Below are 22,644 nucleotides of genomic sequence, written 5' to 3'. Positions count from 1 at the left end.
TTCGACATGATCTGCAGACCAGGACGGGCGAGCTCGGCGCGCATCAGCAGCGCCATCACGCCGCCGATCAGGAAGAACGCGAACGACGTGACGAGATAGAGCGTCCCGATCGTCTTGTGGTCAGTGGTGGTGAGCCACTTGATCACGACGTTGCCGGGCTGCTTGCGCCGGACCGGCAGCTCGTCTGAGTAGTGTCCCTCAGCTGCCGCGGCACCCTGGGGTTCGTTGAGGATGCTCACAGGTTGTTCGTCTCCCGGTTCTTCTCGTGGCTCGTCTGCGCGATGCCGGCGGGAACGTAACCGGTCTGCCCCTTCTTGGCGAGGTCCTTGAGGTGCTGCTCGTAGCGCTCCGGGGAGACGACCTTCACGTTGAACAGCATCCGGGAGTGGTCGACGCCGCACAGCTCGGCGCACTTGCCCAGGAAGGTGCCCTCCTTGTTGGGGGTCACCTGGAAGGAGTTGGTGTGGCCCGGGATGACGTCCATCTTCATCAGGAACGGCACCACCCAGAAGGAGTGGATGACGTCACGCGAGGTGAGGACGAAGCGGACCGTCTTGCCCTTGGGCAGCCACAGGGTCGGACCCGGGTTGCCGGTCTGCGGGTTCCGCGTGGCGGGCGTGCCGACGTCGTAGACGCCGCCGGCGTTGGCCGGGAACGCGTTCTTGAACCTGTCCGGGATGTTCGCCAGGTTCGGGTCCGTCTTCGCGTCGCCCGTCACCCCGGGAACCGGAGTGATGTAGTTGAAGCCCCAGCTCCACTGGTAGCCCACGACGTTGACCGTCACTTCGGGCTTCTTGTCCGTGAGGCTGAGGAGCTTCGACTCGTCACGTGCCGTGAAGTAGAACAGCACGGAGACGATGATCAGCGGGACCACCGTGTACAGCGCCTCGATGGGCATGTTGTACCGGGTCTGCGGAGGAACCTCGACCTTGGTGCGGCTGCGCCGGTGGAAGATCGCACTCCAGATGATCAGACCCCACACCAGCACGCCGACGGCGAGCGCGGCAGCCCAGGAGCCCTGCCACAGGGAGAGGATCCGCGGAGCCTCTTCCGTGGTCGGGGTGGGCATACCAAGGCGGGGGAAGTCCTTGTATGTGCAACCGGTGGCGGTCGCCAGGACCAGGCCCGCGGTCATTGCCTGCAGCAGCTTCCGCCGCATCGGGCGCCGCGGCGAGCGGTCGGAGCCGTTGGGACTCACGTAGCGCCTTCCCGAGAGTCTCGCCCGCGCGGATCGGCTGCGGCCTGCCTTCTCATCTGGTCGGTCGCCGCCCTGCGTCGGGCAGGGGTTTGGATGTTTATGCGGACCAAACCCTAGCCGACGCTCTCCGAGGGTTCGCGGGGAGGGGGGCCTAGTGAGCGGGTGGGTTCGCTTGTTTGGCGGCTGCAGGTTGTTTGTGGCTGGTCGCGCCCCGCGGCGGAGCCGCTGATGTCACAGCCCCGCGCCCCTTGGGTCCGCTGCCGCGAGGGGCGTCATAGCGTTTGCGTATGTCCTATTTCGACGCCGCGTCCTCCGCTCCACTCCATCCCGTCGCTCGTCAGGCGCTGTTGGCCTCGCTGGATGATGGGTGGGCCGATCCTGCGCGGCTCTACAAAGAGGGCCGGAAGGCCCGGATGCTGCTGGATGCGGCTCGGGAGGCTGCTGCGGAGGCTGTGGGGTGCCGGGTTGACGAACTGGTGTTCACGTCCTCCGGAACGCGGGCCGTACACACCGGGATGGCGGGCGCGTTGGCGGGTCGGCGGCGGGTCGGGGGTCACCTGATCGTGTCTGCTGTCGAACATTCCTCGGTGCTGCATGCCGCTGACGTGCACGAGGGCGGCGGGGGGACGGTCAGCCAGGTGGCGGTGGACCGGACGGGGGCGGTGGATCCGGCGGAGTACGCTGCCGCGCTCCGGCAGGACACCGCGCTGGCCTGTCTGCAGTCGGCCAATCATGAGGTGGGGACCGTGCAGCCGGTGGCGGAGGTGGCCGAGGTGTGCCGGGCGGCGGGGGTGCCGTTGCTCGTGGACGCCGCGCAGTCGTTGGGGTGGGGGGCGGTCGGCGGTGACTGGTCGCTGCTCACGGCCAGCGCGCACAAGTGGGGCGGGCCCGCCGGGGTCGGGCTGCTCGTCGCGCGGAAGGGGGTGCGGTTCGCCGTGCAAGGGCCCGCGGACGAGCGCGAGTCGGGGCGGGCCGCCGGGTTCGAGAACATTCCGGCGATCGTGGCGGCGGCCGCCTCGCTGCGGGCCGTGCGGGCCGAGGCGGAGCAAGAGGCGGTACGGCTGCGGGAGCTGACGGCGCGGATCCGGGCGCGGGTGCCGGAGCTGGTGCCCGACGTCGAGGTCGTGGGCGATCCGGAGCGGCGGCTGCCCGGGATCGTCACCTTCTCGTGTCTCTATGTCGACGGGGAGACTTTGCTGCACGAGCTGGATCGCGCCGGTTTCTCGGTTTCCTCCGGGTCGTCCTGTACGAGCAGCACGCTGACGCCCAGCCATGTGCTGAAGGCGATGGGGGTGCTGAGTGAGGGGAATGTGCGGGTCTCGTTGCCGGCGGGCACGACCGAGGCCGACGTGGAGCGGTTCCTGGAGGTTCTGCCGGGGGCGGTGAGCGGGGTGCGGGAGAAGCTGGGCGCGCCGGTGCCGGTGACCGTGCGCGAGGAGGGCGCCCTCGTCGTGGACGCCCTGGGCAAGCTGTGCCCGCTGCCGGTCATCGAGCTGGCCAAGGTCATCGGGGACGTGCCGGTGGGCGGCACGGTGCGGGTGCTCGCCGACGACGAGGCGGCCCGCCTGGACATCCCGGCGTGGTGTGCGATGCGGGGGCAGGAGTACGTGGGTGAGGAACCGGCGGACCGGGGCTCGGCCTATCTGGTCCGCCGGGTCTCCTAGCGAAGTTGCCGGCCGCTACACCAGGTGCTTCTGGACCTCGGCGGCGGCCTCGTCGCCGTACGCCTTGGTGAAGCGGTCCATGAAGTGGGCGCGGCGCAGCTGGTACTCCTGGGTGCCGACCGTCTCGATGACGAGGGTCGCCAGCATGCAGCCGACCTGGGCCGCGCGCTCCAGCGAGACGCCCCAGGCGAGGCCGGACAGGAAGCCGGCGCGGAAGGCGTCGCCCACACCCGTCGGGTCCGCCTTGCGCTCCTCCTCGGGGCAGCCGACCTCGATCGGGTTCTCGCCGACCCGCTCGATACGGACGCCGCGCGAGCCGAGCGTGGTGACCCGGTGGCCGACCTTGGTGAGGATCTCGCCGTCGCTCCAGCCGGTCTTGGACTCGATGAGCCCCTTCTCGTACTCGTTGGAGAACAGGTAGGTCGCGCCCTCCAGCAGTATCCGGATCTCGTCGCCGTTCATCCGGGCGATCTGCTGGGAGAAGTCGGCGGCGAAGGGGATCGAGCGGGAGCGGCACTCCTCGGTGTGCCGGAGCATCGCCTCGGGGTCGTCGGCGCCGATCAGGACGAGCTCCAGCCCGCCCACCCGGTCGGCGACCGTCTTCAGCTCGATCTGCCGGGCCTCGCTCATCGCGCCCGTGTAGAAGGAGCCGATCTGGTTGTGGTCGGAGTCCGTGGTGCACACGAAGCGGGCGGTGTGCAGGGTCTCGGAGATCCGGACCGAGTCGGTGTCGACGCCGTGCCGGTCGAGCCAGGCGCGGTACTCGTCGAAGTCGAAGCCGGCCGCGCCGACGAGGACGGGCTTCGTGCCGAGCTGGCCCATGCCGAAGGCGATGTTCGCGCCGACGCCGCCCCGGCGTACGTCGAGGTTGTCGACCAGGAAGGAGAGCGAGACCGTGTGCAACTGGTCCGCGACGAACTGGTCGGCGAAGCGGCCGGGGAAGGTCATGAGGTGGTCGGTGGCGATGGAGCCGGTGACTGCGATGCGCACGGGGTGGACTCTCCTGTAGGGAGAAACTGGGTTGACGGTTCACGCTACCGGGTCGTACCGGAGCGCTGAAGGCGCCAAAACTACCCGATAGTAGATCTTTCTTCACAGCGTTGGGCGTGCATACGGTTCCGTTATGACGAACCTCAAGGTCCACTCCCCGGTCCCGGTCGACCTGGAAGGCGACCTCGCGTCGCTGCGGGGCGACTGCGCGCGGATGGCTCCCCACTGGGCCGTGCCCGACCGGATCGCCGCCCGGCCCGTCTCCCCGTCCCTGATCCACGGCGTGACCGTGCCGTCGAAGTCCGCCCGGCTGCTGGACGCGATGTCGGACTACGGCGACTGAGCGTGCCACGGCGGCCGAATCGGCGTCCGTAGTCCGGATCGGCGCGTTTCAGGGAACCGTGCGCTCCCCCGGTGCGTCCCATCGCCGTCCCCCGTCGAGGGGATGCGCGATACGACCCTCCGGCCGACCTTTTTGACAGGGCCGGGTCAGGGTCACAGGGACAGTGCACAGCCGAAGGAGCGATGCGGTGAACACCGAGCGACCCGACAACGACACCGCCGGCTCCGCCGCGGAGCGGGGCGACGGGGAGGAGCGCGGCGCCCTGCACGCCGCTTCCCCCGGCGGTGCACACCCCGACGGGACCGCTCCTGACGACGAGCGAGAGGCCGCGAAGACACCGGGCGCCGAGACCGACCAGACCGCCCCGGCCTCGGACACCGCGGGGACCCCGGCAGGCGAGCACCCGGACGCCGCCGAAGCCACCACGGCAGCTGAGCACCCGGACGCCCCCGAGAGCCGGGTCGGCGAAGGCGCGGACGCCGAAGGCAGCACGGTAGCTGAGCACCCGGACGCCCCCGAGAGCCAGGCCGACGAGGGCGCGGACGCCGAAAGCACCCTGGCGGCTGAGAGCCCGGATGACCTCAAGAGCCGGGTAGGCGTGGGCTCCGGTGGCGCGGAGGTGACGGCGGGCAAGGGTCCGGCGGGCCCGGAACAGGCCGACACCCCCCGCTCCCAGGAAACCAGCGGTGCCGGAACCGCCATGCCCGCCGAGTCCGCCGTACTCGGCGATGGCTCCGGCTCGGGCGACGGTTCCGGCTCGGGCGGTGGGTCCGACCATCACCAGGCCGCGCCCCCCACCGAAGTCCCCGGACCGCACGAAGCCGGTGACGGCCCCCGGACGTCCCGCCGTCGCTCCCCCGTGCTCATCGCCTCCGTGGCCGCCGCCGTGTTCCTCGTCGGCGGTGGCGGGGCCTACCTCGCGGCCTCCGCGTCCGACGGCTCCGGCGGTCGTACGGGGGCCGGGGCGTCCGGGGACGACACTCCCCCGCCGCTCGCTCTCGACGGCTACGGCTCGGGCGGTACGAACGGGATCGCTCCCGGAGAGCCGAATCCGTACGGCGTGACGTACCGGGCGGACGGCTCGCTGCCCGACGGGCCGGACTCGGCGCCCGTGTACCGCGTGACGGGTGACGTCACCAAGGACCAGGTGGCCCGGCTGGCGAGGGCACTGGGGCTGCAGGGGACGCCCGTGGCCCAGGGCCAGGCCTGGCAGGTGGGGCCGGACAAGGACGGGTCCGGGCCGAGCCTCGTGGTGAACCGGCAGACGCCCGGCACCTGGACCTTCCACCGGTACGCGGCCGGGACCGACGCCTGTCAGAGCGTCACCGTGTGCACCAAGGACCCCGCGAACCCGGCCGTCGACACGATCGGCGTCGCGGCCGCGGAGAAGGCCGCGGCGCCCGTGCTGAAGGCGGTGGGCCAGGACGACGCGAAGGTGGACGCGAGCCAGGTCATGGGCGCCCAGCGGGTGGTCAACGCCGATCCGGTGGTGGGCGGACTGCCGACGTACGGCCGGACCACGGGGCTGACCATCGGCGCGCAGGGCGAGGTGGTCGGCGGCAGCGGTCAGCTGAGCACACCGGTCAAGGGCGACACGTACCCCGTGCTGAACGCGCGCAGGACGCTGGACCTGCTCAACGCGGCACCGCGCACCGACCACCGCATGGGCATCGGCGGCTGCGCCAGCCCCGTACCGCTGAAGGACCGCCTCGAGGCGCCGTGCGGGCAGTCGACGTCGGCCGCGACGGCCTCGCCGGCGCGGAACGCGGCCACGGTCGAGCACGCGGTGTTCGGGCTGGCCTCGCACACCGTGGGCGGCCGGCCCGCTCTGGTGCCGTCCTGGCTGTTCCAGGTGCGGGCGGCGGGCGCGCAGAACACGTTCACGGTGACGTACCCGGCCATCGACCCGAAGTACCTGGCCTCCGACTCCCCCTCCGCGCAGCCCACCCCGTCGGGCTCCGCGGCGCCCGACACCCGGGACGTCAAGGTCGACGGCTATCTGGCCACCGGCACGACGCTGACCGTGAGCTTCACGGGCGGTGTCTGCGGCGACTACGACGCGAAGGCGACGGAGAGCTCGGACGAGGTGACCGTCACGGTGACCGAGACGCCGTGGAAGGACAAGGTCTGCATCATGATCGCCAAGCAGATGACGCGGATCGTGCACCTGGACGAGCCGCTCGGCGACCGCAAGGTCGTGGGCTCGGACGGCCAGGAGATCCCGCAGGTGAAGCCGGGAGCGCGGCTGCCGCGGACGTCGGCCGGGGTGCGCTAGCCGCCGGAAGGCGCGAAGGCGGCGGCCCTGTCGGAGGGGGCCGCCGCCTTCGGCTTGTTCAGTTGTTCAGCAGCTCGTCAAGGGCTTAGCTGAAGGAGTCACCACAGGCGCAGGAGCCCGTCGCGTTCGGGTTGTCGATCGTGAAGCCCTGCTTCTCGATCGTGTCCACGAAGTCGATGGACGCGCCGCCCAGGTACGGGGCGCTCATACGGTCGGTGACGACCTTGACGCCGCCGAAGTCCTTCACCACGTCTCCGTCGAGCGAACGCTCGTCGAAGAAGAGCTGGTAGCGCAGGCCGGAGCAGCCACCGGGCTGGACGGCGACCCGCAGGGCCAGGTCGTCACGGCCTTCCTGGTCGAGCAGGGCCTTGACCTTCGCCGCGGCGGCGTCGGACAGGATGATGCCGTCGGTGACGGTGCTGGTCTCGTCCGATACGGACATCTACATCTCTCCCGGGTTGTACGGAGACTGCTTGCCGACTGTTCCAACCGGCAAGGCCGCGGATTCATTCCGGGCCGGCGCCTGTCTTTCGGCGTCCTCTTCATGCTCGCACACGGGATGGCGAGCGGAAAACGACCCTTCGGGATTCACGTCACATCGACGCTATGACCATCGTCAAAGTGACGTGAACCGGGTTATGATAGATAACGTCAGATCGACGAAAAGTAGAAAGGGTGCGTGTCGTGACCACCGCCCAGACCCCGGAGCTCGACGTACAGCCGACTCCTCTCGCCCTGCTGCTCCTCGGCCGGGAGGCCGACCCGAAGAGCGAGCGCGGTGTCGAGTGTCCCGGTGACCTGCCCTCGCCGTCCGACCCCGACCTGGTCGAGCGCGCCCGCGCGGCCAAGGAGAAGCTCGGCGACAAGGTGTTCGTGCTCGGCCACCACTACCAGCGCGACGAGGTCATCCAGTTCGCGGACGTCACGGGCGACTCCTTCAAGCTGGCCCGGGACGCGGCCGCGCGCCCGGAGGCGGAGTACATCGTGTTCTGCGGTGTGCACTTCATGGCGGAGTCCGCGGACATCCTGACGTCGGACGACCAGAAGGTGGTCCTGCCCGACCTCGCCGCCGGCTGCTCGATGGCCGACATGGCGACCGCCGAACAGGTCGCCGAGTGCTGGGACGTGCTGACCGAGGCCGGCGTGGCCGAACAGGTCGTGCCGGTGTCGTACATGAACTCCTCCGCGGACATCAAGGCGTTCACCGGGAAGCACGGCGGCACGATCTGCACCTCCTCGAACGCGCGGAGGGCGCTGGAGTGGGCCTTCCAGCAGGGCGAGAAGGTCCTGTTCCTGCCCGACCAGCACCTGGGCCGGAACACGGCCGTGCGGGACATGGGCATGTCCCTTCAGGACTGCGTCGTCTACAACCCGCACAAGCCGAACGGCGGGCTGACCGCCGAGGAGCTGCGCGCCGCGAAGATGATCCTGTGGCGCGGCCACTGCTCGGTGCACGGCCGGTTCTCGCTGGACTCGGTGAACGACGTGCGCGAGCGCATCCCGGGCGTGAACGTGCTGGTCCACCCCGAGTGCCGGCACGAGGTCGTCGCGGCGGCGGACTACGTCGGTTCGACGGAGTACATCATCAAGGCCCTGGAGGCGGCCCCGGCGGGCTCCAAGTGGGCCATCGGCACCGAGCTCAATCTCGTACGACGGCTCGCGAACCGTTTCGCCCCCGAGGGCAAGGAGATCGTCTTCCTCGACCGGACGGTCTGCTTCTGCTCGACCATGAACCGCATCGACCTGCCCCATCTGGTCTGGGCCCTGGAGTCGCTGGCCGAGGGCAACCTGGTCAACCGGATCGAGGTCGACAAGGAGACGGAGGCGTTCGCGAAGCTGGCGCTGGAGCGCATGCTGGCGCTGCCGTAGACCGTCCCGGGCACGCTCACCCCGAGACGGACCGCCGCTCGGGGTGGGCGGGATCGAGGGTGAAGAGCGTGCCGTCGGGGCTCCATCCCACCAGGGAACCGTCCTCGAACAACGGACCCTGGATCGCGCCGCCGTACATGCCGACGCGGTCCGCGCGCGGGTAGGACTCCCACAGCAGGGTCCCCTTCCGCGCGTCAAGGGCCGCGATCCGACCGCTGGGGCTGGCGACGAACACGCTCTGGCCCCCGTCGGCGACGGCCGCGCCCGGCTGCTCCAGCGTCGTCGCGGTCCGCCACAGCGCTCTGCCGGTCAGCGGGGAGACGGCCGTGACCCGGCCGTTGCTGCCGACGAAACAGAGCACGCCCCGCACCAGAGTGGTCCGGCCCGGCTGTCCCTCGCCCAGCCGGACGGTGCGGGCCCTGTCGCCGGCGGGGTCGACCGACACGATCCGGGTGGCGACGGAGCCGTCCGCCGTCGGATCGTTCGTGGTGGGCGCGGTGAACACCAGACGACCGTCCACCGCCCCGGCGTAGGTGGCGGTGACCGGGGGTGCGGAGCGCAGCCGTCGCGTCGAACCGTCGGCCCGGTCGAGGGAGAGCAGCAGACGGTCGGCGCCCGAAGCCGTGTGGTAGTCGACGCAGTCCGCGTAGGAGCGGTCGCCGTCGGCGAGGAACGTGCAGTGGTACCCGGCCGGCAGTGCCGTCCTCCAGCGCGCGGCGCCGCTGCGCGGGGAGCGCGCGGTCACGGCCGCGCCGTCGGGGGTGAGGACCAGGTTCCCGAGGACCGTCGCGTCGGCGAGACCGTCCTCGCTCGGGTGGGACCACAGCCGTCTGCCGTCGGCGGTGGCGTAGGCGACGACGGCGGAGGCCTCATCGTTGCCCGCCGCGTTCCTGACGTTCTCGCGCACGAGCAGCGCTCCGTCCCGCACGCCGAGGGCGAGGGCGCCGTAACGGTCGGCGCCGGCACCGGCGGGCAGGGCCGCGGCCCTCCAGACCGCGCGGCCGGTCGCGGCGTCGACGCGAACCGGCAACGCGCCGTTGCCCACGCAGTAGACGGACCCGCCGCCCAGCACACAGGACGGCATCACACCGGAACCGTCGGCGTAGGTGCCGGCCGAGGGCGCGTGCCGCACACCGTGGGCGGCGGTGGCGAACACCGAGGTGCGCCAGGGCCGCCAGTCCGCCGGAAGAGCCGACCAGCGGGTGGCGGAAGGGCTCGGCGAGGCGCCTGCCCCGGGTGTGCCACCGCCCTTGAGCGGTCCCAGGAGGTAAGCCAGCAGCACGGCCACGAGCACGCCCGCCACTCCCGCGAGCACCGGCAGCCGGCGGCTCCGGGCGCGCGGCGGCGAGCTGTCGAGGACGTCCGGCGCCGGGGGCGTCCCGTGGACCGGCGCGGCGGGGACGGACGACGGCGGCACCGTCGGCACCGGGACCGGACGCCGCTCGGGCAGCGTGGGCGTGTCGTCCGGGCCGGGATCGGCCAGGGCCTCGGCGAAGGAGCGGGACAGTTCGTCGAGGCCGGGGCGGGCGGCCTGCTCCTTGGCGAGGCAGCGCAGCACCACGTCCCGCAACGGCGGGGGCACGGCGTCCAGCACCGGCTCCTCCCGCATCACCTGGTACGCCGTCATGTAGGGGCTGTCGGCGTCGAAGGGGCCCCGGCCGGTCGCGGCGAACGCCAGCAGGGCCCCGAGCGAGAAGATGTCCGAGGCGGGCCCCACGGACCGGGCGTCCATGAGCTGTTCCGGTGACATGAAGGGGGGGGTGCCCATCATGTGCCCGGTCTCGGTCAGCGTCTGGTTCTCCGCCGCGCGCGAGATGCCGAAGTCGATGACCCGGGGACCGTCGTCGGCCATCAGGACGTTGCCCGGCTTGAGGTCGCGGTGCACCACCCCGGCCCGGTGGATGTCACGCAGCGCCTCGACCAGCCCCAGCGCCAGACGCCGCAGTTCGCGGGGCGCCAGCGGGCCGTCGTCCCGGACCTGGGCGGAGAGCGAGCGCCCCGGCACGTACTGGGTGGCCATCCAGGGCCGGTCGGCCTCCGGGTCGGCGTCCACGACGGGCGCGGTGAAGGCACCGCTCACCTTGCGGACGGCCGCTATCTCCTGCCGGAAACGGGCGCGGAAGACGGGGTCCGCGGCGTACTGGGCGTGCACCACCTTGACGGCGGCCTCGCGTCCCGACCGGGATCTCGCCCGGTACACCACGCCCATCCCACCGATCCCGAGCCGGTCGACGATGTGGTACTCACCGAGCACCTCGGGATCACCCTCGTGCAGTGCCACCGCCCGTTCCTCTCCCCCGTTGAGCAGCTTCGCGCCCAGCATAGGAAAGCCCCGAGGACGGGACGACGCCGGTGCTCGTGGCTCCGGGCGCCGCACGCCGCAGCCCGCTCACTCCGCTCGCGGCCGTACCAGCCCCGACTCGTAGGCGATGACCACCAGTTGGGCCCGGTCGCGGGCGCCGAGCTTGGCCATGGCCCGGTTGACATGGGTCTTCACGGTGAGGGGGCTGACCTCGAGGCGTTCGGCGATCTCGTCGTTGGAGTGGCCGCCGGCGACCTGCACGAGGACCTCGCGCTCGCGGACGGTGAGCGCGTCGAGGCGTTCGGAGCGGGCGGGGTCGTGGCCGTCGGAGGGGTCGCCCTGGGCGAGGAAGCGGGCGATCAGGCCCTTGGTGGCGGCCGGGGAGAGCAGTGCCTCGCCGCCGGCCGCGATCCGGATGGCGCTGAGCAGTTCCTCCGGCTCGCTGCCCTTGCCGAGGAAGCCGGAGGCGCCCGCGCGCAGGGACTGCACCACGTAGTCGTCGACCTCGAAGGTGGTCAGGATGACGATGCGGACATGGGCGAGGGAGGGATCGGTGCTGATCATGCGGGTGGCGGCGAGGCCGTCGGTGCCGGGCATCCGGATGTCCATCAGCACGACGTCGGCCCGCTCCCGCTTCGCCAGCCGCACCGCCTCCGCGCCGTCGGACGCCTCCCCGACCACCTCCATGTCGGGCTCGGAGTCGACGAGCACCCGGAAGGCACTGCGCAGCAGCGCCTGGTCGTCGGCGAGCAGGACACGGATGGTCATGCGCTTCCCCCGGTGGTGGCCGTGCGGGTCTTGACCGGCAGGATCGCATGGACGCGGAAGCCGCCGCCGTAGCGGGGGCCGGTGGTGAGGGTGCCGCGCAGGGCGCTGACGCGCTCCCGCATGCCGAGCAGACCGTGGCCGCCGCCGTGCTCGGGGTCGTCGTCCTGGCCGGCGCCGTCGTCGAGGACGGTGATCTCGATGTTCGGGCCGACGCGTACGACGCTGACCTCGGCCTTCGCCTCGCTGCCGGCGTGCTTCTGGACGTTGGTGAGGGCTTCCTGGATGACGCGGTAGGCGGCGAGGTCGACGGCGGCGGGCAGGGTGGTGTCCTGGTCGGCGCGGGCGACCTCGACATGGAGGCCCGCGTTGCGGAAGGTGCCCACGAGTTCGTCGAGGCGGTCGAGGCCGGGAGCCGGTTCGGTGGGGGCCTCGGGGTCGCCGGACTGCCTCAGCAGGCCGACGGTGGCGCGGAGTTCGTTGAGCGCGGAGCGGCTGGCCTCGCGGACGTGGGCGAGGGCCTCCTTGGCCTGGTCGGGCCGCTTGTCCATGACATGGGCCGCGACGCCGGCCTGCACGTTGACCAGGGCGATGTGGTGGGCCACGACGTCGTGCAGATCGCGGGCGATACGCAGTCGCTCCTCGGCGACCCGACGGCGGGCCTCCTCCTCGCGGGTGCGTTCCGCCCGCTCGGCGCGTTCGCGGATGGCCTGGACGGCGGCCTTGCGGCTGCGTACGGCGTCGCCCGCGGTCGCGCCGATGCCGGTCCAGGCGAAGATCGCGAGGTTCTCCTGGGCGTACCAGGGCAGCGGGCCGAAGAGCATCGAGGCGCCGGTGAGGACGGTCATCGTGAGCAGGCCCAGGCGCCAGGTGGTGGCGCGGTCGGTGGTCGCGGCCACGGTGAACAGGGCGACGACGGCCGACATGGCGACCGGGGCGCGGGGGTCGCCGACCACGCACTCGATCAGGGAGACGGCGCCGGTGAGCGCGAGGACGGTGCGCGGGGCCCGGCGGCGGAAGACCAGGGCGAGCGCGCCGAGGGTCATCAGCACGAGGGCGAGCGGGTCGGGGGTGCGGATGCCCCAGGCGACGCCGTGTCTGCCGTGCCCGTCCGCGAAGGAGGCGGCCACCATGCAGACGAGGACCCCGGCCGCCAGGGCCGCGTCCAGCGCGAGGGGGTGGGCCCGCAGGCGGCAGCGGGTGCGTTCGAGGGTGGCGCTCACGCTTGCACAGTACGGGGCGCCGCACCGCGCGGGAACTGGCGCCTGCGGTACCCCGGACCGGCCGACGGGCCGGCCCTCGCCGCTGCGGACCCGGGATCAGCCGGGGTGACCCGGGATCAGCCCGTCGTCGCTGAGGAGCTCGCGGACCTCCTCCAGGGTCGCGTCCGAGGAGGGGAGGATCAGTTCGGAGGGTTCCAGGGAGTCGTCCGGGAGCGGGGTGCCCAGTTCCCGGACCTTGGCGAGGAGGGCCGCGAGGGTGCGGCGGAAGCCGGGGCCGTCGCCGTTCTGCATTTCCCTCAGGAGCTCGTCGTCCAGCTTGTTGAGGTCGGCGAGGTGGCTGTCGGCCAGCCTCACCTGACCCTCTCCCATGATCCTGACGACCATGTCGCCCATCTCGGCCTCCTAGGGGTGACCCCCTACTGCTTGTCGAAGCGTGGGGTGTCCTGCGGCTGCTGCTGGGACTGAGCCTGCCCGCTGCCGCCCTCGATCGCCTGCTGGGGCGACCCGCCGGCCAGCTCCGCCTTCATGCGCTGCAGCTCCAGCTCCACGTCCGAGCCACCGGAGATCCGGTCCAGTTCGGCCTGGATCTCGTCCTTGTGCATGCCGGACTGGTCGTCCAGGGCTCCCGAGGCGAGGAGCTCGTCGATGGCGCCGGCGCGGGCCTGGAGCTGCGCGGTCTTGTCCTCCGCGCGCTGGATCGCCAGCCCGACGTCGCCCATCTCCTCCGAGATGCCGGAGAAGGCCTCGCCGATGCGGGTCTGGGCCTGGGCGGCGGTGTAGGTGGCCTTGATCGTCTCCTTCTTGGTGCGGAAGGCGTCCACCTTGGCCTGCAGCCGCTGGGCCGCCAGGGTGAGCTTCTCCTCCTCGCCCTGGAGCGTCGCGTGCTGCGTCTCGAGGTCGGTCACCTGCTGCTGGAGCGCCGCGCGCCGGGAGAGCGCCTCGCGGGCCAGGTCCTCACGGCCCAGCGCGAGCGCCTTGCGGCCCTGGTCCTCCAGCTTGGAGGACTGCGACTGGAGCTGGTTGAGCTGCAGCTCCAGGCGCTTGCGGCTGGTCGCCACGTCGGCGACGCCGCGGCGCACCTTCTGCAGCAGCTCCAGCTGCTTCTGGTACGAGTAATCGAGGGTCTCGCGCGGGTCCTCGGCCCGGTCAAGGGCCTTGTTCGCCTTCGCGCGGAAGATCATCCCCATACGCTTCATGACACCGCTCATGGGCTTCGCGCGCCCCCTTCTGACGGACTTCCAGCTCCAGCTCTGCGACAGAACCCACAGTACGGGCCCTGCATCCATTGACGCACTGTTCGGGGACGGATGCGCTCATCCCCAAGGACGACTGCGTCCCCACCCGCTCCGGCGTAGGGAGTAGGTGTCCCCCTGGGGAAACCGCCCCCTCTGTCCCTTACATGACGACTGGTGTTGCCGGATCGTTCCCCGCGGGGCTGGGGTCCAACCCCGGGCACCCCGTACCCTTGGGTTTTGTGTTCCGTAGCCGTGCCAAGGAAGAGAAGGCCGGCGCCGACAAGGCGTCGCTGACCGACTCCAAGCAGCCCCGTGACCCGCAGGCCCCCAAGGGCCGCCCCACGCCCAAGCGCAACGAGGCCCAGTCCCAGCGCCGCAGCGTCGCCAACACGACGCTGTCGCGCAAGGACGCCGCCAAGCGTCAGCGCGAGGAGCGCCGCTCCGCGCTGGAGCGGCAGCGCCAGGCGCTGGCCGGCGGTGACGAGCGGTATCTGCCCGCCCGGGACAAGGGCCCGGTGCGCAAGTTCGCCCGCGACTGGATCGACTCGCGCTTCAACGTGGCGGAGTTCTTCCTGCCGATGGCCGTGGTCATCCTGGTGCTGAGCGTCGTACGGGTGCCCGCGCTGCAGAACATCGCGCTGCTGCTGTGGCTGATCGTGATCGTGCTCATCGTGCTCGACGCGGCCGTCAGCGCCTTCCGGCTGCGCAAGGCGCTCGCCGAGCGCTTCCCGGACCACAACCGCAAGGGCGCCACCCGGTACGCCCTGATGCGCTCCCTCCAGATGCGCCGGCTCCGGCTGCCGAAGCCGCAGGTCAAGCGCGGAGAGCGGCCCTGAGCACGACGTCGTTCTCCGGGGGCGCGGCCAGATCCTGGCTGGAGAAGCTGGGCGGGCTGCGCAACGCCGTACGGCAGGAGCTGGTGGCCCGGCAGCTCGACGAGCAGATAGTGGGGCGCTTCCCGGTCGGGCAGCGGCTGCGGGTGCTCGACGTCGGGATGGGCCAGGGCACGCAGGCGCTGCGGCTGGCCCGGGCCGGGCACCAGGTGACCGGCGTGGAGCAGGACGCCACCATGGTCGCGGTGGCCCGGGAGGCCCTCGCCGCCGAGCCGGAGGGCATCCGGGAGCGGGTGCGGATCATCGAGGGCGACGGCCGGGACACCGGGGTGCACTTTCTCCCCGGCAGCTTCGACGTGGTGCTCTGTCATGGCGTGCTCATGTACGTCGAGGACCCGGACGCGCTGCTCGCGGGGCTCGCCCGGATGCTCGCCCACGGCGGCCTGCTGTCGCTGCTGGTGCGCAACGCCGACGCGCTGGCGATGCGGCCCGGGCTGTACGGCGACTGGGCCGGCGCCCTCGCCGCCTTCGACAGCGTGTCCTACCGGAACCGCCTCGGCCTCGACGTCCGCGCCGACCGTCTGGAGACCCTGACGGACACCCTCGCCGGCATCGGCGCGCCCCTGCACACCTGGTACGGCGTCCGGGTCTTCACGGACACGGCGGCCGACGACGCGGAGGCACCGGCCGACGTGGAGACGCTGCTGGCCGCCGAGGAGCGGGCGGGGCGGACGGATCCGTATCGGCGGGTGGCGGCGCTGCTGCACCTGTGCGGGGTGCGCGGCTGAGCCCGTTCGGGCGTGCAGCACAGGCCGGACCTTCACCCCGCAGAGACACTCGGGGCATGGACGTCACCCGTATCCGTGCCCTGCGTCTGCTCACCCCCCTCGCCGTCCTCGCACTGGTGAGCGGGTGCTACGGCTACGGTTCCTCTGACCGCTCGGAGACGTCCACCCCGCAGACCGCGCAGGCCCTCGCGCGGAAGTCCGGCAGCGATCTTCAGGGCGACTTCCAGCGGGTGATCAAGGACGTGCTGCCGTCCGTCGTGCAGATCCAGGCCACCAACGACCTGGGCTCGGGGGTGGTGTACGACGACAAGGGGCACATCGTCACCGACGCGCATGTCGTCGGCGAGGAGAAGACCTTCAAGGTGACGACCGCCAACAGCGAGGACACGCTCACCGCCCGGCTCGTCTCCTCCTACCCGCAGCAGGACCTGGCCGTCGTCAAGCTGGACAAGGTGCCGAGCGGACTGAAGGCGGCGGTGTTCGCGGACTCCTCCAAGGTCCGGGTCGGCCAGATCGTGCTGGCGATGGGCTCGCCGCTCGGCCTGTCCTCCAGCGTGACCCAGGGCATCGTCTCGGCGACCGGACGGACCGTCACCGAGGGCAGCGGCGGGGGCGGTACGGGCGCGACGATCGCCAACATGGTGCAGACCTCGGCCGCCATCAACCCCGGCAACAGCGGCGGCGCCCTGGTCGATCTGGACAGCCGGGTCATCGGCATCCCGACGCTCGCGGCCGTCGACCCCACCTTCGGGGACAGCGCGGCGCCGGGCATCGGGTTCGCGATCCCCGCCTCGATGGTGAGGACGATCGCCGGCCAGATCGTCAGGAACGGCAAGGTCACCGACTCCGGCCGGGCCGCACTCGGCATCACGGGCCGCACGGTGGTCGACGACACCTACCAGTCGGCCGGGGTCGCCGTGGTGTCGGTGAAGAGCGGCGGGGCGGCCGACAAGGCCGGCCTCGAGGCCGGGGACATCATCACCCGGCTGGGTGACACGGACATCACCACGATCACCTCCCTGACGGAGGCGCTGGCCCAGGACAAGCCGGGCGAGAGGACGACGGTGACGTACACCCGGGGCGGCAGCGAGAAGAAGACCGACGTGACGCTCGGCGAGCAGTGACGGCGGGGGCGGCCGGCGGGCCGCCCCCTGGTCCGTACGTCTTACGGGTCCGTACGGCTTACGCCTCCGCGGAGCGCAGGCTCATCGGCCCGTAGATCTCCGTGGAGTCCTCGAACAGCCGCACCTGGTCCGCGCCGCCCTCCAGCAGGGCCTTCCAGTGCTCCCCGATCCAGGACTCGGCGTCCCCCTGCGTGGTGAACTCCTCGGGCTGCACCGCGGGCGGGACCTCCGCCCCGTCGGCCTTCTCGAACCGCCACGTCCATGACGCCATGTACGCCTCCCGTGTATGAGCACCTGCAAAGGAGAAGCCGGATCTTGGTCCGGCTCCTGCCCTGAAGACTAGTCGGACGGGCAACACCTGCGCAGACACGCGAAAATCACTTTCGTGGAAGTGACTCTGCTCGGTACCGGTACCCCCCTCGGACTGCCCCGCCCCGACTGTCCCTGTGCCGCCTGCGCGGTCGCGCTCGGCGAGGACGCGCGGGCGGCGACCGCCGTGCTCGTGGACGGCACGCTGCTGCTCGACCTGACGCCGGGCGCCGCCTTCGCGGCCGCGCGGGCCGGGCACTCCCTGGGCGGCGTACGCCAGGTGCTGCTGTCCCACCCGCACGACGGACCGCCCGTCGAGGTCCCCGCGGGGCTGCCGCAGCCCGGGCGGGTGCCGGACGGACGGGAGTTGGCGCTGCTGACGGGGCATCGGGTGCGCGCGGTGGCGATGGACGCGCCCGGCACCGGATACGCCGTGACCGGGCCGAACGGACAGCGGCTGCTGTACCTCCCGCCCGGGGGCGCGCCGGCCGGGCTGGAGGCGAACGGCTCCGTTGAGTCGTACGACATGGTGCTCGCCGACGTCGTGGGGCGGCCGGACGCGCTGGCGAAGCTGCGGGCGGTCGGCGCGCTCGGGCCGACCACGGACGTCGTCGCCGTCCATCTGGACCACGACGTGCCGCCCGGCGCGGAGTTGCGGCGACGGCTCGCCGCGGCGGGGGCGCGGGCCGTGCCGGACGGCTCGACGCTGACGGTCGGCGTGTACGAGGACGTGCCCGACGTGCCGCGCCGGACGCTGGTGCTCGGCGGGGCCCGGTCGGGGAAGTCGGTGGAGGCCGAGCGGCGGCTGGAGGCCTTCCCCGACGTGCTGTACGTGGCGACGGGCGGGACGCGGGGCGGGGACACCGAGTGGGCGTCGCGGGTCGCCGCGCACCGGGAGCGGCGGCCGGGCTCGTGGCGTACGGCCGAGACGTGCGACCTGGTGCCGCTGCTGAAGGAGGAGGGGGCGCCGCTGCTGATCGACTGTCTGTCGCTGTGGCTGACGGACGCGATGGACTCCGTCGGGGCGTGGGACGACGCGGTGTGGGCGGACGGGGGGGAGCGTGCCCTGCGGGAGCGGGTGCGGGAGTTGACGTCGGCGGTGCGGGCGGCTCGGCGGACGGTTGTCGCCGTGTCCAATGAGGTGGGGTCGGGGATCGTGCCCGCTACGGCGTCCGGGCGGCGGTATCGGGATGAGCTGGGGCGGTTGAACGCGGGGTTCGGGGCGGAGTGTGAGGCGGTGGTGCTGGTTGTTGCGGGGCAGGCGGTGGTTTTGCGGGGGTGAGTCGGTTGTTCGTCTGGTGCGGGTTCGCTCAGGGCACCCGGCATGCAATCAGAAGCCGTGTCTTCGTCAGGCGGTCCAGGACTGGGTGATTCGATCGGACGAGTACGCAGCCCTGGGACTCCAACTCCGTGCGCACGCTTGCACAGTGGGGACCCGGGGTCTCCACGACGAGGAGGCCGTGCGGGCGGAGGGCGGTGATGGCCGTGCGGAGTTCCTCCCTGGAAACCGGGGTGCGCAGCATCGTCACCACGTCGTAGCGGGATCTGACGGCCATGGTGATCTGGGGGTGGGTCAGGGGGCCCACGTAGGCCTGCTCCACTCGTTCCGCCGCCTGGGCGTGTGCGACTCGGGGGGTCGGGTCCGTGCCGTCGAAGGAGGTGTAGGGGAACAGGCGTCTGGCGGTTTCGGGGAAGTCCGCGTCGCCCGTGGCCACGTCCAGCCAGCTCTCCGGTTCGGGGAGGAGTCTGAGGACGGCTCTGGCCGTGGAGAGGTGGCGGCGTTGTTGGTCCAGGTCGCTGAGGAGACGCACCGAAATAGCCACAAAAAGGAACATAAGGTGTACGGCTGTGGTGGGCAACGACGTGGGATGCGCGTGATGGCCATGTGGCGCCGTCCTGTTCGATCGGTGCCGGTACTGTTCGGCGAATGAGCTCGCTTAATCTCGACGACTTCACCGATCTGATCGAGCGCCCCGACGGCGGGGTGCGCCGCGACGCCGAGGCGCGCCGGGAGCGTCAGATCGTGCCGCCCGGGTCGCTGGGCCGCCTCGACGACCTGGGTGAGTGGCTGTCCGCGGCGCAGTCCGCGGTACCGGTGCGGCCGATCGAACAGCCCCGGGTGGTGCTCTTCGCCGGTGACCACGGGGTCGCCGAGCTGGGTGTCTCGGCGCGACGCCCGGGCGGCGCCGGCGAGTTGGTGCGCGAGGTGCTGGAGGGCGGCCGTCCGGTGTCGGTGCTGGCGCGGCGGCTCGGGGTGCCGGTGCGGGTCGTCGACATGTCTCTGGACTGCGACCCGGACGCGCTTCCGGACGAGGTCGTGCGGCACCGGGTGCGGCGCGGCAGCGGACGGATCGACATCGAGGACGCGCTCAGCCTGGAGGAGGCCGAGGCGGCGTTCCGGGCGGGGGTCGCCGTCGCCGACGAGGAGGCCGACTCGGGCACGGATCTGGTGGTGCTCGGCGATGTGAGCGTGGGCGGGACGACGGTGGCGGGCGTGCTGATCGCCGCGCTGTGCGGGACCGACGCCTCCGTGGTGACCGGGCGGGGCGGGCTCGCGATCGACGACCTGGCCTGGATGCGCAAGTGCGCGGCGATCCGGGACGCGTTGCGGCGGGCCCGGCCGGTGCTCGGGGACCAGCTGCAGCTGCTGGCGAGCGTGGGCGGGGCCGACATCGCCGCGATGACGGGCTTTCTGCTGCAGAGCGCGGTGCGCAAGACGCCGGTGATCCTCGACGGGGTCGTGGTGTCCGCCTGCGCGCTGGTGGCCCAGCGGATCGCGTTCCGGGCGCCGGACTGGTGGCTGGCGGCGCACGACAGCGGGGAGCCGGGGCAGGCGAAGGCGCTGGACCGGATGGCGTTGGAGCCGCTGCTGACCCAGGGGGTGACCGTCGGCGAGGGCGCGGGCGCGCTGCTCGCGCTGCCGCTGGTGCAGGCCGCGGCGGCACTGTCCGCGGAGTTGCCGGAGAAGCCCGAGGTTCCCGAGGAGGACGAGAAAACCGCGGAAGTCGCGAAGGAAGCGACGGAATAGGCGGCAGGACAGCCGAAAGTCGGCCGCACGGCAGACCAAAGATGGACGGGTTCAGCCGGGCATCCACCATATGATCCTTATCTATGGGAGATGCCCGAAATGCCTCGCGTCGAGCCGCCGCTTTCGCTGTCTGGTACCTGCGGGCCGTCGCGTTCGTCAATTTCCTCAGTGCCGTCTGGGTCTCCCTGGGGCAGGACGTGCGGCGGCACAACCAGGAGAACTTCTTCACGCCGTACCTGCTGACCGCCGGCTTCGCGTCGGGGGTGTTCACCGCCTTCCTCGCCATCACCATGCGCCGCCGCAAGCGCGCCGCCTGGATCCTGAACCTCGCGCTGGCCGGCCCCTTCCTGGGGCTGTTCGCCTTCGCGATGGCGTTCCCGGAGATCCGCCAGTACACCCAGAACTGGATCTCGCTCGTCCTCACCGCGGGCTTCGTCGCCGCGCTGCTGGTGGGCCGCAGGGAGTTCTACGCCAAGGGCGACCGGTCGAACCCGAAGCTCGCCGCCGCCGTCGCGGTCGGCGGCACGCTGGCCGCCTCGCTGCTCGCCGGTCTGCTGGTCACCGTCACCAACCAGGCGCCGGACGCGGCGAGTTCGACGTTCCTGGAGCGCTGGCGCTACGGCACCTTCCGGCTGGTCTCGGTCGCCGTCGACGAGTCCCGCTTCCCCGGCATCGACGCGCCGAACTGGGTCAACGTCGCCATCAACGTGCTCAGCACCCTGCTCGTGCTGGCCGTCCTGTACGCCGCCTTCCGCTCCCGGCGGGCCGTCGACCCGATCACCGAGGACGACGAGAAGCGGCTGCGGGCGCTGCTGGAGCGGCACGGGGAGCGCGACTCGCTCGGCTACTTCGCGCTGCGCCGGGAGAAGAGCGTGGTGTGGTCGCCGACCGGGAAGGCGGCGGTCGCCTACCGGGTGGTGGGAGGCGTCTCGCTGGCCTCCGGTGATCCGCTCGGGGATCCGGAGGCCTGGCCGGGCGCCATCGAGCCGTGGCTCGCCGAGGCCCGGGCGCACGGGTGGATCCCGGCCGTGATGGGGGCGAGCGAGGAGGCGGGCACGGTGTACGCGCGCCACGGGATGGACGCCCTGGAGCTGGGTGACGAGGCGATCGTGGACGTCACCGAGTTCACCCTGGAGGGGCGGGCCATGCGGACCGTGCGGCAGGCCTACAACCGGGTGAAGCGGGCCGGGTACGGCGTGCGGGTACGACGGCACGAGGACATCCCGGCCGACGAGATGACGTACCTGCTGAAGCGGGCGGACGACTGGCGGGACGGGGCGACCGAGCGCGGGTTCAGCATGGCGCTGGGGCGGCTCGGAGACCCGGAGGACGGGCAGTGCGTGATGCTGGAGTGCACGGACGCGCGGGGTGAGCTCAAGGCGCTGCTGTCTTTCGTGCCGTGGGGGCCGCACGGGCTCTCGCTGGACCTGATGCGCCGGGACCGCGACTCGGACAACGGGCTGATGGAGTTCATGGTGCTGGAACTGCTGCGCCGTGCCGGGGACATCGGGATCACCCAGGTTTCGCTCAACTTCGCCATGTTCCGTTCGGTCTTCGAACGTGGGGCGCGTATCGGTGCCGGGCCGGTGCTGAGGCTGTGGCGCTCGCTGCTCAGCTTCTTCTCCCGCTGGTGGCAGATCGAGTCGCTGTACCGCGCCAACGCCAAGTACCGGCCCATCTGGGAGCCGCGCTTCCTGCTCTTCGAGAAGAGCGCGGACCTCCCGCGCATCGGCCTCGCGTCGGCGCACGCGGAGGGGTTCCTGGAGGCTCCGGGGCTGCCGAAGTGGCTGCATCGGCGGCATCTGGAAACCCACCGGTAGGAGCGGCAGAGACAGCACGACGGATGAGGACCGGATGAGGACCGGCCGGATGAACAGGCTCGCCCGCTGGGCCCGTGCCGAATGGGGGCTCGTGTACCTCACGGTGCGCGGGCCGCTGGTCGAGCGGCGACTGCGGGCGGCCCCGATGACGCTCGCGGCGGTGGCGCTGACGGCGGCCGTGCAGATCGTGCAGAACCAGTCCTGGGGGTACGGGTTCGTGCAGGACGTCGGCGGGGCGCGGGCCGAGGACCCGCTGTGGCTGGCCCTGCTGCGCACGCCGCTCTCCCTGTTCGTTCCCGCGCTGGACCTGCCGGTGTGGGGCGCGCTCCTGCAGGTCCTGTTCGTCTTCGGGATCGCGGAGATCTGTCTCGGCCGACTGCGCACGCTGGTCATCGCCTACACCGCGACACTGGCCGGCACCCTGTACGCGCGTCTGGGCATCTGGCTGGGCTTCGACAGCCTCTTCGGCCTGCCTTCGTCGGACGCCCGGGTGGTCGACACCGGTCCGTCGGCGGCCGTGGTGGGTCTGGCCGTCTTCCTCGGCTGGCGTTACGGCGCGTATGTGACGGCGGGCGCGGTGACCGCGGCGATGGCGGTCGAGGTGGCGTTGAAGGGCAACCTGGCCGGCAAGGAGCACCTCGCGGCGATCGCGGCGGTGGCCGCCCTGATCACCCTCTCGGCACTCCGCCGCCGCCGACGCCGACCGCGCGCGGACTCGGTCCCGGGCCCATCCCTGATCCCGTCCACAGCCCCACGCCACGAACCACACCAGCGGCGGTCGCGGCGCTAGGTCGTTTCTGATGGCTCTTGGACGGTGTCTCGGAGCCAGATGACGATCGCGGTGACGGTCAGAGTGCCGTTGAAGATGTAGTCACGTT

Annotated in this window: 21 protein-coding genes and 1 pseudogene; 11 read left to right on the top strand and 11 right to left on the bottom strand. The window is 71.7% G+C overall.

The window, feature by feature from the left end; translation table 11 throughout:
• A pseudogene (locus tag ACWCQ1_RS48805) lies at nucleotides 1-239 on the bottom strand (cytochrome ubiquinol oxidase subunit I); the annotation flags it as partial.
• Nucleotides 236-1,198, bottom strand: coding sequence for an aa3-type cytochrome oxidase subunit II (gene ctaC, locus ACWCQ1_RS48800; RefSeq protein WP_133042910.1), 963 nt, complete (start codon nucleotides 1,196-1,198; stop codon nucleotides 236-238). The pseudogene ACWCQ1_RS48805 and the gene ctaC, both read right to left, overlap by 4 nt.
• 287 nt (nucleotides 1,199-1,485) lie before the next feature.
• Between ctaC and ACWCQ1_RS48795 the strand changes: the two genes are divergently transcribed.
• Nucleotides 1,486-2,862: a cysteine desulfurase/sulfurtransferase TusA family protein gene (locus ACWCQ1_RS48795; RefSeq protein WP_358606436.1), complete on the top strand. Its 1,377-nt coding sequence runs from the start codon at nucleotides 1,486-1,488 to the stop codon at nucleotides 2,860-2,862.
• Between the two features lie 15 nt (nucleotides 2,863-2,877).
• Here ACWCQ1_RS48795 and ACWCQ1_RS48790 read toward each other — a convergent pair whose 3' ends face one another.
• Nucleotides 2,878-3,852 (bottom strand): carbohydrate kinase family protein, encoded by a 975-nt coding sequence (locus tag ACWCQ1_RS48790; protein ID WP_451029679.1) that lies wholly within the window; start codon nucleotides 3,850-3,852, stop codon nucleotides 2,878-2,880.
• Nucleotides 3,853-3,985: 133 nt separating this feature from the next.
• On the opposite strand from ACWCQ1_RS48790, the gene ACWCQ1_RS48785 reads away from it, so the two are divergent.
• Together ACWCQ1_RS48785 and ACWCQ1_RS48780 are read left to right on the top strand one after the other, a co-directional pair.
• Nucleotides 3,986-4,195 (top strand): hypothetical protein, encoded by a 210-nt coding sequence (locus ACWCQ1_RS48785; protein ID WP_208782858.1) that lies wholly within the window; start codon nucleotides 3,986-3,988, stop codon nucleotides 4,193-4,195.
• A 187-nt stretch (nucleotides 4,196-4,382) separates the two neighbouring features.
• Nucleotides 4,383-6,470 carry a hypothetical protein gene (locus tag ACWCQ1_RS48780; RefSeq protein WP_451029678.1) on the top strand — a complete coding sequence of 696 codons (2,088 nt, stop codon included), beginning with the start codon at nucleotides 4,383-4,385 and terminating at the stop codon, nucleotides 6,468-6,470.
• 85 nt (nucleotides 6,471-6,555) lie between these two features.
• Here ACWCQ1_RS48780 and ACWCQ1_RS48775 read toward each other — a convergent pair whose 3' ends face one another.
• Complete coding sequence (locus ACWCQ1_RS48775) at nucleotides 6,556-6,912, bottom strand: iron-sulfur cluster assembly accessory protein (protein ID WP_030582488.1); 357 nt, start codon at nucleotides 6,910-6,912, stop codon at nucleotides 6,556-6,558.
• Between the two features lie 242 nt (nucleotides 6,913-7,154).
• Here ACWCQ1_RS48775 and nadA point away from each other — a divergent pair, with 242 nt between their 5' ends.
• Nucleotides 7,155-8,339, top strand: a complete 1,185-nt coding sequence (nadA, locus tag ACWCQ1_RS48770) for a quinolinate synthase NadA (protein WP_133042915.1) — start codon at nucleotides 7,155-7,157, stop codon at nucleotides 8,337-8,339.
• Nucleotides 8,340-8,355: 16 nt separating this feature from the next.
• Here the strand turns inward: nadA and ACWCQ1_RS48765 are convergent, their stop codons facing one another.
• The 5 genes from ACWCQ1_RS48765 to ACWCQ1_RS48745 all read right to left on the bottom strand — a co-directional run bounded on the left by ACWCQ1_RS48765 (nucleotide 8,356) and on the right by ACWCQ1_RS48745 (nucleotide 13,825).
• On the bottom strand, nucleotides 8,356-10,620 hold the full coding sequence (locus tag ACWCQ1_RS48765) for a protein kinase domain-containing protein (protein WP_358606428.1): 2,265 nt from the start codon (nucleotides 10,618-10,620) through the stop codon (nucleotides 8,356-8,358).
• 108 nt (nucleotides 10,621-10,728) lie between these two features.
• Nucleotides 10,729-11,409 carry a response regulator gene (locus tag ACWCQ1_RS48760; protein ID WP_133042917.1) on the bottom strand — a complete coding sequence of 227 codons (681 nt, stop codon included), beginning with the start codon at nucleotides 11,407-11,409 and terminating at the stop codon, nucleotides 10,729-10,731.
• Nucleotides 11,406-12,629 (bottom strand): sensor histidine kinase, encoded by a 1,224-nt coding sequence (locus ACWCQ1_RS48755; RefSeq protein ID WP_358606425.1) that lies wholly within the window; start codon nucleotides 12,627-12,629, stop codon nucleotides 11,406-11,408. The genes ACWCQ1_RS48760 and ACWCQ1_RS48755 overlap by 4 nt, the downstream gene beginning before the upstream one ends.
• Before the next feature lie 96 nt (nucleotides 12,630-12,725).
• Nucleotides 12,726-13,013: a PspA-associated protein PspAA gene (gene pspAA, locus ACWCQ1_RS48750; RefSeq protein ID WP_133043098.1), complete on the bottom strand. Its 288-nt coding sequence runs from the start codon at nucleotides 13,011-13,013 to the stop codon at nucleotides 12,726-12,728.
• 32 nt (nucleotides 13,014-13,045) lie between these two features.
• Nucleotides 13,046-13,825: a PspA/IM30 family protein gene (locus ACWCQ1_RS48745; protein ID WP_133042919.1), complete on the bottom strand. Its 780-nt coding sequence runs from the start codon at nucleotides 13,823-13,825 to the stop codon at nucleotides 13,046-13,048.
• Between the two features lie 203 nt (nucleotides 13,826-14,028).
• Here ACWCQ1_RS48745 and ACWCQ1_RS48740 point away from each other — a divergent pair, with 203 nt between their 5' ends.
• From ACWCQ1_RS48740 to ACWCQ1_RS48730, 3 genes are all read left to right on the top strand, one after another.
• Nucleotides 14,029-14,700 (top strand): DUF3043 domain-containing protein, encoded by a 672-nt coding sequence (locus tag ACWCQ1_RS48740; protein WP_133042920.1) that lies wholly within the window; start codon nucleotides 14,029-14,031, stop codon nucleotides 14,698-14,700.
• Between the two features lie 83 nt (nucleotides 14,701-14,783).
• Nucleotides 14,784-15,485 (top strand): class I SAM-dependent methyltransferase, encoded by a 702-nt coding sequence (locus ACWCQ1_RS48735; RefSeq protein WP_358606421.1) that lies wholly within the window; start codon nucleotides 14,784-14,786, stop codon nucleotides 15,483-15,485.
• A 56-nt stretch (nucleotides 15,486-15,541) separates the two neighbouring features.
• A complete protein-coding gene (locus ACWCQ1_RS48730; protein WP_451029677.1) occupies nucleotides 15,542-16,609 on the top strand; it encodes a S1C family serine protease in 1,068 nt (355 codons plus the stop codon).
• A 58-nt stretch (nucleotides 16,610-16,667) separates the two neighbouring features.
• On the opposite strand, the gene ACWCQ1_RS48725 is transcribed toward ACWCQ1_RS48730, so the two are convergent.
• Entirely contained in the window at nucleotides 16,668-16,880 is a 213-nt protein-coding gene (locus tag ACWCQ1_RS48725; RefSeq protein ID WP_133042923.1) for a hypothetical protein, read from the bottom strand.
• A gap of 114 nt (nucleotides 16,881-16,994) precedes the next feature.
• Here ACWCQ1_RS48725 and ACWCQ1_RS48720 point away from each other — a divergent pair, with 114 nt between their 5' ends.
• Nucleotides 16,995-18,200, top strand: a complete 1,206-nt coding sequence (locus ACWCQ1_RS48720) for a bifunctional adenosylcobinamide kinase/adenosylcobinamide-phosphate guanylyltransferase (protein ID WP_358606417.1) — start codon at nucleotides 16,995-16,997, stop codon at nucleotides 18,198-18,200.
• Nucleotides 18,201-18,228: 28 nt separating this feature from the next.
• Here the strand turns inward: ACWCQ1_RS48720 and ACWCQ1_RS48715 are convergent, their stop codons facing one another.
• Nucleotides 18,229-18,741 (bottom strand): methyltransferase domain-containing protein, encoded by a 513-nt coding sequence (locus ACWCQ1_RS48715; RefSeq protein WP_451029676.1) that lies wholly within the window; start codon nucleotides 18,739-18,741, stop codon nucleotides 18,229-18,231.
• A 104-nt stretch (nucleotides 18,742-18,845) separates the two neighbouring features.
• On the opposite strand from ACWCQ1_RS48715, the gene cobT reads away from it, so the two are divergent.
• The 3 genes from cobT (at nucleotide 18,846) to ACWCQ1_RS48700 (ending at nucleotide 22,556) form a co-directional block, all read left to right on the top strand.
• A complete protein-coding gene (gene cobT / locus ACWCQ1_RS48710) occupies nucleotides 18,846-19,946 on the top strand; it encodes a nicotinate-nucleotide--dimethylbenzimidazole phosphoribosyltransferase (RefSeq protein ID WP_451029675.1) in 1,101 nt (366 codons plus the stop codon).
• Between the two features lie 83 nt (nucleotides 19,947-20,029).
• The gene (locus ACWCQ1_RS48705; protein ID WP_451029674.1) at nucleotides 20,030-21,766 is read left to right on the top strand and encodes a phosphatidylglycerol lysyltransferase domain-containing protein; all 1,737 of its coding nucleotides are present in this window, start codon (nucleotides 20,030-20,032) and stop codon (nucleotides 21,764-21,766) included.
• A 49-nt stretch (nucleotides 21,767-21,815) separates the two neighbouring features.
• The gene (locus ACWCQ1_RS48700) at nucleotides 21,816-22,556 is read left to right on the top strand and encodes a hypothetical protein (RefSeq protein WP_358606407.1); all 741 of its coding nucleotides are present in this window, start codon (nucleotides 21,816-21,818) and stop codon (nucleotides 22,554-22,556) included.
• The last annotated feature ends 88 nt before the right edge of the window (nucleotides 22,557-22,644 follow it).

It is taken from the genome of Streptomyces sp. NPDC002144 (genome assembly GCF_053593695.1).
This window is presented reverse-complemented; position numbering and strand designations above follow the sequence as displayed.